At 46.9% G+C, this 13,376-nt stretch carries 12 protein-coding genes and 1 rRNA gene; 12 read left to right on the plus strand and 1 reads right to left on the minus strand.

What is annotated here, in order from left to right:
• Positions 1–21: 21 nt before the first annotated feature.
• From rrf to pssA, 9 genes are all read left to right on the plus strand, one after another.
• Positions 22–138: ribosomal RNA gene (rrf, locus tag HP548_RS01315) — 5S ribosomal RNA — on the plus strand.
• Positions 139–368: 230 nt separating this feature from the next.
• Entirely contained in the window at positions 369–1,544 is a 1,176-nt protein-coding gene (locus HP548_RS01320) for a GNAT family N-acetyltransferase (RefSeq protein ID WP_175380691.1), read from the plus strand.
• 472 nt (positions 1,545–2,016) lie between these two features.
• Positions 2,017–2,478: a CtsR family transcriptional regulator gene (locus HP548_RS01325; protein WP_024633618.1), complete on the plus strand. Its 462-nt coding sequence runs from the start codon at positions 2,017–2,019 to the stop codon at positions 2,476–2,478.
• 30 nt (positions 2,479–2,508) lie between these two features.
• Positions 2,509–3,033 carry a UvrB/UvrC motif-containing protein gene (locus HP548_RS01330; RefSeq protein WP_076292148.1) on the plus strand — a complete coding sequence of 175 codons (525 nt, stop codon included), beginning with the start codon at positions 2,509–2,511 and terminating at the stop codon, positions 3,031–3,033.
• A 28-nt stretch (positions 3,034–3,061) separates the two neighbouring features.
• A complete protein-coding gene (locus HP548_RS01335) occupies positions 3,062–4,132 on the plus strand; it encodes a protein arginine kinase (protein ID WP_175380692.1) in 1,071 nt (356 codons plus the stop codon).
• Between the two features lie 187 nt (positions 4,133–4,319).
• Positions 4,320–6,782 (plus strand): ATP-dependent Clp protease ATP-binding subunit, encoded by a 2,463-nt coding sequence (locus tag HP548_RS01340; protein ID WP_076292149.1) that lies wholly within the window; start codon positions 4,320–4,322, stop codon positions 6,780–6,782.
• 293 nt (positions 6,783–7,075) lie between these two features.
• Entirely contained in the window at positions 7,076–8,443 is a 1,368-nt protein-coding gene (gene radA, locus HP548_RS01345) for a DNA repair protein RadA (protein ID WP_063567409.1), read from the plus strand.
• Between the two features lie 13 nt (positions 8,444–8,456).
• Complete coding sequence (gene disA / locus HP548_RS01350; protein WP_076292150.1) at positions 8,457–9,533, plus strand: DNA integrity scanning diadenylate cyclase DisA; 1,077 nt, start codon at positions 8,457–8,459, stop codon at positions 9,531–9,533.
• 43 nt (positions 9,534–9,576) lie between these two features.
• Positions 9,577–10,308, plus strand: coding sequence for a CDP-diacylglycerol--serine O-phosphatidyltransferase (gene pssA / locus HP548_RS01355; RefSeq protein WP_175380693.1), 732 nt, complete (start codon positions 9,577–9,579; stop codon positions 10,306–10,308).
• 122 nt (positions 10,309–10,430) lie between these two features.
• Here the strand turns inward: pssA and HP548_RS01360 are convergent, their stop codons facing one another.
• Entirely contained in the window at positions 10,431–10,826 is a 396-nt protein-coding gene (locus HP548_RS01360; protein WP_024633611.1) for a nucleoside triphosphate pyrophosphohydrolase family protein, read from the minus strand.
• A 174-nt stretch (positions 10,827–11,000) separates the two neighbouring features.
• Here HP548_RS01360 and HP548_RS01365 point away from each other — a divergent pair, with 174 nt between their 5' ends.
• From HP548_RS01365 to ispF, 3 genes are all read left to right on the plus strand, one after another.
• A complete protein-coding gene (locus HP548_RS01365; protein WP_076292152.1) occupies positions 11,001–12,086 on the plus strand; it encodes a PIN/TRAM domain-containing protein in 1,086 nt (361 codons plus the stop codon).
• A gap of 93 nt (positions 12,087–12,179) precedes the next feature.
• A complete protein-coding gene (ispD, locus tag HP548_RS01370) occupies positions 12,180–12,872 on the plus strand; it encodes a 2-C-methyl-D-erythritol 4-phosphate cytidylyltransferase (protein WP_099859249.1) in 693 nt (230 codons plus the stop codon).
• Positions 12,869–13,345 carry a 2-C-methyl-D-erythritol 2,4-cyclodiphosphate synthase gene (gene ispF / locus HP548_RS01375; RefSeq protein WP_053779226.1) on the plus strand — a complete coding sequence of 159 codons (477 nt, stop codon included), beginning with the start codon at positions 12,869–12,871 and terminating at the stop codon, positions 13,343–13,345. Before ispD ends, ispF begins: the two co-directional genes overlap by 4 nt.
• Positions 13,346–13,376 lie beyond the last annotated feature (31 nt).

A 13,376-nucleotide genomic window follows, 5' to 3' on the forward strand; every position in this document is an offset into this window, starting at 1 on the left:
AGATGTAAGCTAAGCTATGCGTTTGGTGGCGATGGCGGAGGGGTTCCACACGTACCCATCCCGAACACGACCGTTAAGCCCTCTAGCGCCGATGGTACTTGGACCGCAGGGTCCTGGGAGAGTAGGACGCCGCCAAGCGAAGAACCACTGCCGATGTTATTCGGTGGTGGTTTTTATTTGCGTTTTTTACTATAGATCACAGGTGGAACAATTATAATACACGAAAAAAATATTCCCGGGAGATGCGCTGGCATCTCTTGTTTGACTTTGTCCCGTTCCTCTGACACACTCATAAATGGATACATACATCACGTATCAGGCCATGATTTGAAAGATATCATAACTTAGAGAACGGGGTGCAGGACGATATGGAAATTCAGAAATTAACCGTTGATGATTTTGAGCCAGCGATGGCACTCTCCGAGTATGCTTTTCAAGTGGTAATGAGTGAAGAACAAACGGAGAAGCGACGGAGTCAATTTGATTCTCAGGATATATGGGGTGTATTTGAGGAAGGACAATTGGGTGCCAAACTTCACATTATTCCTTTTCAAACCTATATTCATGGGAGATCGTTCGAGATGGGCGGTATTGCGGGAGTAGCGACATGGCCAGAATATAGACGTAAAGGCTGGGTAGCTGGATTGTTGAAGCATGCGCTGGAGGAAATGAACCGTAAGAAACAAAGTATATCGTTTTTGCATCCGTTCTCTTTTGCGTTTTATCGGAGATATGGATGGGAGACATATGTTGAGTTTAAACGATATAAAGTGTCTACAGCTCATCTGCCTGCGAAAAAGGCAACCTCTGGAACAATTCGACGTGGCGATCCGGGACTCAGCATATTAAAGGAAGTATACAGTGCGTATGCTGAGCGCTATAACGGAACTTTGATCCGGAATGATGCGAGATGGGAGAACTCAGTTCTCACTAATGGAGCCAGCCAGAAGGCTATATATTATGATGAAGCTGGTAAAGCACAAGGCTATCTTTTATATGAGGTTAAGGAAAGAAAGTTTACCATTAGAGAGATCATTTACTTGAATGAAGAGGCAAGACAAGGTTTATGGACCTTTATTGCGAACCATGATTCCATGATTGAGGAAGTAACTTTACAGGCACCAGCCAGTGATATGCTTGCTTTTCAATTAGACAATCCGCGGATTCAGCAGGAAGTTATACCATTCTTCATGGCACGTATTGTGAGTGTAGAACAATTTATTTCACAGTACCCTTTTGCGAGCCCAGACTCACCAGTACAGATTAATCTCCAGGTAGAGGATGCACACGCACCATGGAATGAAGGGGTATGGCAGTTGAATGTGGCGATGAACGGTACAGCTTCGATTTGGAAAACATCTGAGCCGGCTGATAAAGATCAGACTGTTAAAGTAGACATTCAGGCGCTCACCGCAATACTGATGGGCTATCGCAGGCCCGCAGAGATGGCTCAAATAGGTAGAATTGAAGGACCAAATGGAGCGATTAAGGCTCTGGAACAAGCGATTCCTAAACGGGAAACGTATTTACTTGATTTTTTCTGATCCTCATAGAGTAACGAATATTCTAGGATCAATTTTGTAGATTTAACTTGTATAGCATTACGTTGCTAGTGTGAGACAAATGGACTTCTCCAGCTATTTTGGAGAGGTTTTTTTGTGTCAGCCGAATATTTCGTGTAAAATCGTAAAAAATGAATAGTGCTCCCTCTTGGCAAAACCACAAAATATGCTATAATGTATATAAAGTCAAAGAAAGTCAAAGTCAACTAAAGGTTAAATACTTACGTAGCTTTCTTTCTGCAATCCGGTGGTGGGAGCCATTTTAAAGGTAGTGCACATCAGCGGATAAAAGCAATATTAAAGGACCTTCGAGCGTCCTTCGCTCTCCCGTTAAAGACCGTTGAAGATCAGTTTCGCTGTTTCCTTGATTGGTTAAATGGGTTGAGAAGGTGTACTCTGTAGGGGCGTGTGGGTCCTTATTGACTTAACGTTTCAGACAGTGGAGGATGAGTGGATGCGTAATATCTCTGATATTATCGAACAATATCTGAAGAGTATTTTGCATGAAAGTCCCGAAGGAATGGTCGAAATTCAACGTAATGATCTGGCTGACCAATTTTCATGTGTGCCTTCCCAGATCAATTATGTCATCAGCACCCGATTTACACTCGAAAAAGGTTACCTTGTAGAGAGTAAACGTGGCGGCGGCGGTTATGTTCGCATACAGCGGATTGAATTGCCGGCTCACTCGGCTCTGCATAACCATTTGCACCATAGTATTGGAGATGAGATCGGGCAGACAGCTGCCGAAGGTCTGATCTACCAACTGGAAGAAGCACGTTTCTTAAGCAAAAGGGAAGCCGGGTTGATGCGGGCAGCTGTATCGAGAGAGATTATATTGGTCAAACTTCCTTACCGGGATCAAATTCGTGCCAGAATGTTAAAGGCGATGTTAATATCTTTGCTCGGTAAATGAAAACTATCGGGATCAAGGGGGTACATCATTGTGCTGTGCCAAGAATGCAACAAACGTCCGGCAACACTCCATTTCACGAAAATCGTGAACGGAGAGAAAACGGAATTCCATATTTGTGAGTCATGCGCTCGTGAAAAAGGGGAAATGATTCCGGGAACATCCAACGGATTTTCCATTCATAACTTATTGTCCGGGTTGCTTGATTTTGAGCCTACAGGCAAAAATGGCAGTGCAGGAGCAACACCTGCGCAATCCCTTCGTTGTGAAGAATGCGGGATGACCTATTCACAGTTTAGCAAAATTGGCCGCTTTGGCTGTAGCTCATGTTATAAATATTTTGACAGTCGTTTGGATCCGCTATTCAAACGGGTTCATGGTAGCACTTCCCACGTGGGTAAAGTGCCTGCACGAGCTGGTGGTCGCATCAAGGTGAAACGACAGATTGCTGATCTGAAACGGGATCTTCAGGAGAGCATAACGCAAGAGGAGTTTGAAGAAGCTGCTCAAATTCGTGATCAGATCAGGGAACTTGAAAAAGAAATAGCTCAGGAGTAAAGTTTGTGATGAGTAGGAGGGATGCGTAATGCCTAATCTTCGTTTTACAGAGAAGGCGCTCAGCGACTGGATGCGCAGTGATGCGGCTGATTCCGAAATCGTCATTAGCAGCCGGGTCCGGATCGCGCGCAACCTGCAGCATTATCCGTTTCCGATGCTGGCTTCCAATGAGCAATCGGAAGAAGTGCTGAATAAGCTGAGCGAAGTACTTCAATACGATGACGTTCATGCCTTTGGAGATTTTCATACCTTGGATCTGATTGATATCGATGAACTTGACAAACGGGTGCTGGTAGAGAAACATCTGATCAGTCCTAGTCTTGCGAACGAATCCAGAAATGGTGCGGTTATTCTCAGTGAGGATGAATCTGTCAGTATTATGATTAATGAAGAGGATCATCTTCGTATCCAGTGCCTCTATCCGGGGTTCCAGGTGAAAGAAGCCTGGGAGAAAGCTTCCGCCATAGATGATGCTTTTGAAGCGCATGTGGATTATGCTTTTGATGACCGCAGAGGATATTTAACCAGCTGTCCTACGAATGTAGGTACAGGTGTAAGAGCATCTGTCATGATGCATTTGCCCGCTCTGGTTATGACACAGCAGATTGGCCGCATTTTAACGGCAGTCTCCCAAGTCGGACTGACTGTACGGGGAATTTACGGTGAAGGCAGTGAGGCGATGGGTAACCTGTTCCAGATCTCGAACCAGATCACACTGGGGCAGACGGAACAAGAAGTCATCGATAACCTGCATAGTGTTGTTTTACAGATGATTGGGCATGAGCGTACTGCTAGAGAACGGTTAATTACCGACTCTAGGCTGCGAATTACCGACAGGGTTATGCGTTCATACGGCATTCTGTCCCATGCAGCCATCGTCGATTCGAAGGAAGCTGCACAGCGTCTGTCTGATGTTCGACTTGGCGTAGATCTCGGCTTGTTGGACGGCTTGTCCATAACCGTGATGAACGAGTTGAATGTGATGACGCAGCCGGGCTTTTTGCAAAAAACTTTTGGGGAAGACATGCGGACAGATGAGCGTGACATATATCGGGCTCAGTTGATCCGTGATACGATCAGTGCAGCCAATCAATCTTAGGTTGATCAAGAGTTGTTTATAAAGGTTTCACGTCGCATTTGCGGCTTTTATATAATAGAGCATTTCTATAAATGAATGCTGAATGATTTTATTCGCAGCATGGCTGCAAACAAAAATGATATGAAGAATACGGGGGGATCCTTTTAACAGCCCCCGTTTTATCCAAAACCATGGAGGTGCAGGAGATATGATGTTTGGAAGATTTACGGAACGGGCCCAAAAGGTGCTCGCATTGGCGCAGGAAGAAGCTGTCCGTCTTGGTCATAATAACATCGGTACAGAGCACATTTTGCTCGGCCTCATTCGTGAAGGCGAAGGCATCGCAGCCAAAGCGCTGATCGGCCTGGGACTCGGATTGGAAAAAATTCAAGATGAAGTAGAAACGCTGATTGGCCGTGGCCAAGAGCAACCTACGAACATTGCATATACGCCTCGTGCGAAAAAAGTAATTGAACTGTCTATGGATGAAGCTCGCAAATTGGGCCATACCTATGTAGGCACAGAGCATATCCTGCTGGGATTGATCCGTGAAGGCGAAGGGGTTGCGGCACGTGTGCTGAACAACCTGGGTATTAGCTTGAACAAGGCACGTCAACAAGTACTGCAATTGCTTGGCAGCAGCGAAGCTGTATCCAGTCATAACGGTACACCTGCCAATGTCAGCACACCAACACTGGACAGTCTGGCACGTGACCTTACGGCGTATGCCAGAGAGAACAACCTGGACCCAGTGATTGGACGTAGTAAAGAAATCGAACGTGTTATTCAGGTTCTGAGCCGTCGTACCAAGAATAACCCGGTACTGATTGGTGAGCCAGGTGTAGGTAAAACAGCCATCGCTGAAGGACTTGCACAAAAAATTATCGCCAACGAAATTCCGGAGACTTTGCGTGACAAACGTGTCATGACCTTAGATATGGGTTCGGTTGTTGCAGGTACAAAATATCGTGGTGAATTCGAAGATCGTTTGAAAAAAATTATGGATGAAATTCGTCAAGCGGGTAACATTGTCCTGTTCATCGACGAATTGCATACCCTGATTGGTGCAGGCGGAGCGGAAGGTGCAATTGATGCTTCGAACATTTTGAAACCGGCTTTGGCCCGTGGAGAATTGCAGTGCATCGGTGCAACAACACTGGATGAATACCGCAAATATATCGAGAAAGATGCTGCCCTGGAGCGCCGTTTCCAACCGATCACGGTGGATCAGCCTTCTCCAGAAGAAGCAATTCAGATTTTACACGGCTTGCGTGATCGTTACGAAGCGCATCACCGGGTGAAAATTACGGATGAGGCGATTGTGCAGGCGGTTAAACTGTCTGATCGGTACATTACAGACCGTTTCCTACCGGATAAAGCGATTGACCTGATTGATGAGGCGGGCTCCAAAGTAAGATTGAACTCTTACACGATCCCACCAAACCTCAAACAATTGGAAAGCCGTCTCGAAGATATCCGTAAGGAAAAAGACGCAGCGGTTCAAAGCCAAGAATTCGAGAAAGCAGCAGCTCTGCGTGACACGGAACAAAAAATCCGTGAAGAGCTGGATGTAACGAAGAACCAATGGAAAGAAAAACAAGGTCGCACGGATTCTGAAGTAACGCCTGAGGATATCGCGCAAGTGGTAGCCAACTGGACTGGAATTCCGGTGAACAAGCTGAAAGAAGAAGAAACACAACGCTTGATGAACCTGGAGTCTATTCTTCATGAACGTGTCATTGGCCAAGATGAGGCTGTGAAGTCTGTCAGTCGTGCAGTTCGTCGTGCTCGGGCCGGATTGAAAGATCCGAAACGTCCGATGGGTTCATTTATCTTCCTAGGTCCTACCGGGGTAGGTAAAACCGAGCTCGCTCGTGCACTTGCAGAAGCCATGTTTGGCGATGAAAATGCAGTGATCCGGATCGATATGTCCGAGTATGGTGAGAAGCATTCGACTTCCCGACTCGTCGGAGCGCCTCCGGGATATGTGGGATATGAAGAAGGTGGACAACTGACAGAGAAAGTTCGTCGCAAACCTTACTCCGTCGTCCTGCTCGATGAGATCGAGAAAGCACATCCGGAAGTATTTAACATCTTGCTGCAAGTGCTTGAGGATGGTCGTCTGACGGATTCCAAAGGTCGCGTTGTTGACTTCCGAAATACATTGATTATTCTGACATCCAACGTGGGTGCTGAAGCGATCAAACGTAACTCTACACTCGGCTTCACAGCAGTTGTGGATGCAGGGGCGGATTATGATAACATGAAGGGTAAAGTCATGGATGAGCTGAAGAAAAGCTTCCGTCCAGAGTTCCTTAACCGGATTGATGAAATTATCGTGTTCCACTCTCTGGAACAGAAACACATTGCAGAGATTGTTACCCTCATGAGTGAGGAGCTTCGGAAACGGCTACGTGAATACGAGGTTGACTTCGAACTCACCGACAATGCCAAGGATTTCCTTGCTAAAGCCGGCTTCGATCCAGCTTATGGTGCTCGTCCGCTTCGTCGGGCGATCCAGAAGCATATCGAAGACAAATTGTCTGAAGAGTTGCTCACGGGTAATGTGACCAAAGGTGATTCGTTGCTCATCGATGAAGAGAACGGAGCATTGTCTGTAACGAAAAAAGACGTTGTTGTTCCTTCCACTGAGGAAATTGAAACGAAATAAGTGACACTTAACTAGTGACATAACTAATGAGTCTGATATATAAAACAAAAATCCTTTCTGACTTTAGTCGGGAAGGATTTTTGTTTTTTTGTGCCAGTCAGAGCCCCAAAGCTGTTGTTTATCAGAAAACAAACATTGAACTGGCTACGAACATGTGTAAAGTTTGCGATAATCCTTTACGAAAAATCTCAAACAATGGTAAACTTTTATTAACCCTGCACGTCAGGGAGTTTAGGCAAAATTCGTCGAAAAATGCAAAATGCTGTTATAAAATAAATCCTAGGAGTGCTGAAGTGGCCAAAGTTAAAACCAAGTTTCAGTGTACGGAATGCGGCTATGAAGCCCCCAAATGGTACGGCAAATGTCCTGGTTGTCAGTCTTGGAATTCAATGGTGGAAGAAACCGAAACGGTGGTCAAAACACAAGGAAGAAATTCCCCTCTTTTTGAGAGTAAAGATAAGCCACTTCCCATCATAGATATAGATAGCGGTCAGGAACCGCGTGTACAGACTGGAATTGAAGAGCTGAACCGGGTTTTGGGCGGCGGAATTGTTCCAGGATCTCTCGTTCTGGTGGGCGGAGACCCCGGAATCGGAAAATCAACGTTGATGTTGCAGACATCTCATGCATTGACTCATTCAGGTTTGCGCGTGTTATATGTCTCAGGCGAGGAATCAGTTAAGCAAACGAAATTGCGGGCTGACCGTCTAGGTGCGCTGTCTCCTGAGTTATATGTACTATGTGAGACCAATATGGAGCGGGTTGAGGAAGCGGTGGAGCAGATCCAGCCGCATTTTCTAGTCATCGACTCCATTCAGACCGTATATCTGCCAGAAGTCACCAGTGCTCCCGGCAGTGTAGCTCAGGTAAGGGAATGTACATCACGGTTCATGCGGATCGCCAAAGGGCGAGGCATTGCAACCGTACTTGTGGGGCATGTTACGAAAGAAGGTGCTATTGCAGGTCCACGTATGTTGGAGCATATGGTGGACTGTGTTCTTTATTTTGAGGGAGAGCGGCATCATACGTATCGCCTTTTACGTGCGGTGAAGAACCGTTTTGGTTCGACCAATGAAATCGGTATTTTTGAAATGGGTGAAGATGGACTTCGTGAAGTAGGTAACCCTTCTGAGCTCTTTTTGTCAGAACGTCCACTGGGTGTGGCTGGTTCTACCGTAGTTGCCAGCATGGAGGGCACACGTCCTCTGCTTGTGGAATTGCAGGCATTGATTTCAACCACACATTTCCCTTCTCCTCGACGTATGGCGACAGGGGTAGATCTCCATCGATTAAATTTGATTATTGCGGTACTGGAGAAACGGATGGGCATGTTCCTGCAAACACAGGATGCTTATCTGAACGTAGCTGGTGGCGTGAGATTAGATGAGCCGGCAGTGGATTTGGCGGTTGCTGTAAGTATCGCATCTAGCTTGAGAGATGTGCCGACCAAGCCAGATGACGTCATCTTTGGGGAAATCGGTTTGACGGGTGAAGTTCGGGCCGTTTCACGGGCTGAACAACGTGTGAAAGAAGCTCAAAAATTGGGCTTCAAGCGTGTCATTTTACCAGAAAAAAGCTTAAAGGGCTGGAAACATCCTCGCGGGATACAACTGATCGGTGTGAATACCGTGGCAGATGCACTAGCGGTTGCTTTAGATTAGGGGGCATAACAAGATGAAAGATTCGAGCCAACTGGATAATATGAACGAATTGTTAAGGCTGATCGCACCAGGTACACCTTTCCGCGAAGGTCTGGAGAACGTGCTGCGCGCCAAGACGGGTGCACTGCTGGTTGTAGGATACAGCCCTGAAGTGATGGAAGTAGTGGATGGAGGATTTTCGATTAACTGTGATTTCTCCCCGAACTATCTGTATGAACTCGCGAAGATGGACGGTGCCATTATCCTTAGTGAGGATTTAAAGCGTATCCTATACGCCAACACTCAGCTCATTCCTGACTCATCTATCTCTTCATCTGAGACGGGGATCCGTCACCGGACGGCTGAGCGAGTCGCGAAACAAACAGGCAAATTAGTTGTATCTATATCGCAGCGCCGGAATATTATCACCTTATACCAAGGAACACTACGGTATTCCCTCAAGGAAATCGGGGTTATTTTGACCAAGGCGAATCAAGCGATTCAAACCTTGGAGAAATACAAAGCTGTATTGACACAGTCCCTTACGAATCTGAGCGCCTCCGAGTTCGAGGAACTGGTGACGATTCCTGAGGTGGTCAATGTCATTCAGCGTACGGAAATGGTTATGCGTATCAAAACGGAAATTAAGCGTTACATTCATGAACTCGGCAACGAGGGACGTCTCATCTCCATGCAGATGGAGGAACTCGTCGGTACAACAGAAGAGGAAGCATGGCTACTGTATAAGGACTATGCCCGTGATGACAGTGATGACAAAATCCGTGAGATTATCGTTGGTCTGAAAAGATTGTCGGACGATGAATTGCTGGATGCACATCATATTGTACGTCTTCTGGGATACCCTTCGTCAGCTGCTACGTCCGAAGATTCGGTTGCACCTCGCGGATATCGGGTATTAAACAAGATACCCCGCCTGCCGAATGTCATCATCCATAACCTGGTGGATCAATTCGAACAATTGCCTCATGTCATTATGGCTACAATTGAAGAGCTGGACGAAGTGGACGGGATTGGAGAGGTGCGCGCCCGTACCATTAAGGAAGGTCTCAAGCGTTTGCAGGAGCAAATGTTTATTGACAGACAAATGTAAGGGTTTGCCTATAACGGCTTGAAAATAATGAGGTGAAACAACGATGTTAACCAGATTCATTCCGAATCTCTTTACCTTAGGTAATCTGTTTCTTGGAATGATGGCAATCCTGCTTGCAATTGATGGGAATTATAGTTTGGCTGCCATTTTGGTCATTATTGCGATGTTGTTGGATGGTCTGGATGGCCGTGTGGCACGTGCACTTAATGCCCAGAGTGAGTTTGGTAAAGAACTGGATTCTTTGTCTGACATGGTTTCATTTGGTGCAGCTCCAGCCCTAATTATATTTATGGTCTCGTTCCAGGACGCGACTCCGGTTCTCGCCTGGATCGCAACCGCAAGCTTTCCCATTTGTGGAGCTATCCGGCTTGCCCGGTTTAACGTTCGCCCCGGCATCCCCGGGTACTTCACAGGTTTGCCGATTCCAGCGGCCGGAGGAGTTCTGGCAACACTGTCCCTGTTTAATAAGGATATCGGTCCTGTGAGTATGATGATTGCGACTTTGCTGTTATCTTATCTGATGGTAAGTTCGCTGAAATACCCCAATTTCAAAAAGGTTGGTCTGCCGCGCAAAGCGATCTGGATTGCACCTTGGGTTATCGTCTTCGCAATCGTGGTGGCGGTCATGTTTCCAGAACAATTGTCCAAATTGATCTTTATTCCACTGGTGTTATACGCTCTATATGGGATGAAGCATAATATGCGGACAGTAGCCTCACGCAACCGGGCCAAAAAGCGTAAAGAAGAGAAGTCTTCCCGTCCTTCCGATCGCTAGGTATTCCATCATTTTGGAAAATACAAAGAAAGCACGTACGCTCCTGACAGGAGAATGCGTGCTTATTTTTGTTTTTCAAATCTATAAGGTAACTTAACCATTTGCAACGAAAAACGTATTGTTTACGACAAATTGAACATCCCTAACGTCGAACATTTCTGTGACTCGTGATTTACGACCTCTTCCATGTTGATGTCCAGCAGATTGCAGAGAGCCGACATATAAAACAGGTTCCGCCCCAGTTCAGAGCTGATAACCTCTTTGCAATTCTCGCACAATTCACCTTCCACATGCGTTTCCAGCAGGCCTTTAGATTGAGCAATATCGCTCTCTGGGGCATATTTCTGCTTGGTGGCGTGCAGCTCAATGCAGCCGCATTCGGTAATGGCCTTTGACACGGCACGGTTGACAGAGGCGCCGGCTTGTCCTGTTTTGGACAGTACATCAATCAGGCTGCGATGACGCAGCAACAGCTCGGAAACTTGATCCTGAAAAGCCTGTAAACTTAGCGTACTCATTTTGCTACTCACCTCGGGATATGAATTGAATTCATTATATGCCAATAATTTACCTTCTTTCAACTGACGATTGCAACATTTCCAAAAAGTTCTTCAAAATCGGGATTAGCAATCAGGGAATTGGATCATACTGGATATAAAGATGAAGATATATTGAAGGAGGTGCAGGGACTTATGTGGAAAAAAGGCATTTTAACTTTTACAGGATTGTGCGGTGCATGGTTCGGCTACACGGCATATCATCTGGCAGGAAAATCCGTCCCTTGGATGGCAGAATGGATTCAATCAGCAGGATTGTTGGGGGCTGGGGTATCAACCCTACTAGGTGCTGTATTGTTTATGTCCGTGTGTAACATCGGTGGGACATTAATGGCAACCAGACTGCATAATAGTATTGATTCTTTGGCCAAAGTACCGATGAATGAATTGGCTGCAGGTGCAGCGGGTACAGTTGCAGGACTGTTGGTGGCCTTGCTGTTATATCCTTGTGTGGCATGGCTCGGGACGGCCGGAGAGGTGCTTCAGGTGGCGCTGACGGTCGTAAGTAGCTATACAGGCTATATGCTTGCCATGGCGAAGAAAGATGATCTGGCGGCCTTCTGGATGTCAGGACGTTGGGGGCATCCCGAGGTGGATGAAGACAGACGACTGGAAGAGCACAAAATTTTGGATACCAGTGTAATTATCGATGGTCGCATCGCAGATATATGCAAAACTGGATTTATCGAGGGCACGATTGTAATCCCGGAATTTGTTCTGGAGGAATTGCAGCACATTGCCGATTCATCGGACTTGCTCAAGCGGAACAGAGGACGGCGCGGGCTTGATATCCTGAATAAAATTCAGAAGGAATTGGACGTCAAAGTTCTCATTTACGAAGGTGATTTCGAGGAAATTTCCGAAGTGGACAGCAAGCTGGTCAAGCTCGCCAAGGTTCTTCAGGGCAAAGTTGTCACCAACGACTTCAACTTGAACAAGGTCTGTGAATTGCAAGGTGTATCCGTGCTAAATATCAATGATCTCGCCAATGCGGTTAAGCCCGTGGTATTGCCAGGTGAGGAGATTATGGTGCAGATTATCAAAGATGGTAAGGAACACGGTCAAGGTGTTGCCTATCTGGATGATGGCACGATGATTGTTGTGGAAGGCGGACGCGAGTATATCGGCATGATGATGGAAGTGCTGGTGACCAGTGTGCTGCAGACGTCAGCAGGACGAATGATTTTTGCCAAGCCGAAACTGTTGGAAAAAGCCCAATAAAGCGGTATGATGGGTAGTGTATCGTTAGAGTTTATAATATAACTGTATTATATCTCCGAACGGTAAACTGACAGACAAGGCAGGGATTGCGGCATGGATAAAGGGTGGGGTGTTGTCATTGTGGCGGCAGGTCGGGGGACCCGGATGGGAACAACCGAGAGTAAGCAGTTTCTGCTGCTGCAGGACAAGCCCGTTTTCATACATACGCTTGAAGTGTTTGCGGCTATGGACGAGGTCAGCGAAATGGTGCTGGTCACGGGAGCTACCGATGTTGAACGCTGCCAGGAATGGGTAAAAGAATACCGACTGGAATCACATGTCCGTGTCATCCCCGGAGGGAAAGAGAGACAGCATTCGGTCCACGAAGGCCTTAAGGCACTAGGGACAGACTGGGTCCTCGTTCACGACGGGGTACGTCCTTTTATAAACCGTGAGCAGATTATGGGATGTATGAAGGCCGCCATGTCGGGTGGAGCAGCTGTATTGGCCGTTCCAGTGAAGGACACGATCAAACAAGTAAATGCGGATGGAATCGTTACGGCGACGCCGGACCGCAGCAGTCTGTGGAGCATTCAAACCCCGCAGGCTTTTCGTCTTTCTTCCCTGATACTTGCTTACGAATCGGCGGACCGGGACGGATTTCTAGGAACAGATGACGCAATGCTGGCTGAACGCCAGGGAATGTCGGTCAAGGTTGTGGAAGGCAGTTATACGAATATCAAATTAACGACGCCGGAAGATTTGGAATACGCCGCGTTTTTGCTCAAGGGAGAGAAGAAGCGATGATACGAGTAGGACAGGGATTCGATGTACATCAACTGGTAGAGGGACGTCCATGCATTATTGGCGGGGTCACGATCCCTTATGAAAAAGGACTGCTGGGTCACTCGGACGCAGACGTGCTGCTGCATGCCATCAGTGATGCCATTCTTGGTGCGCTTGCACTTGGGGATATTGGCAAACACTTCCCGGATACCGATCCGGAGTTCAAGGATGCGGATAGCCTGAAACTGCTGGAGCATGTGTGGCAGTTGGTGAAGGATCGTGGATACCGTCTGGGGAACATCGATTCAACCATTATTGCACAGAAACCGAAGATGGCACCTTACGTTCCGCAGATGGCCGAGGTTATTGCCAAGGCACTTGAAGCGGATGTAACTCAGGTGAATGTCAAAGCGACAACAACAGAGCAACTCGGATTCCCCGGACGGGGAGAGGGAATAGCTGCCCAATCGGTTGTTTGCCTTGTTCGCGTGTGATATCATCAACCAATTAGAGACGGAGGGGATA

The sequence above is a fragment of the Paenibacillus taichungensis genome, assembly GCF_013359905.1.
GTDB classification, from domain to species: domain Bacteria; phylum Bacillota; class Bacilli; order Paenibacillales; family Paenibacillaceae; genus Paenibacillus; species Paenibacillus taichungensis.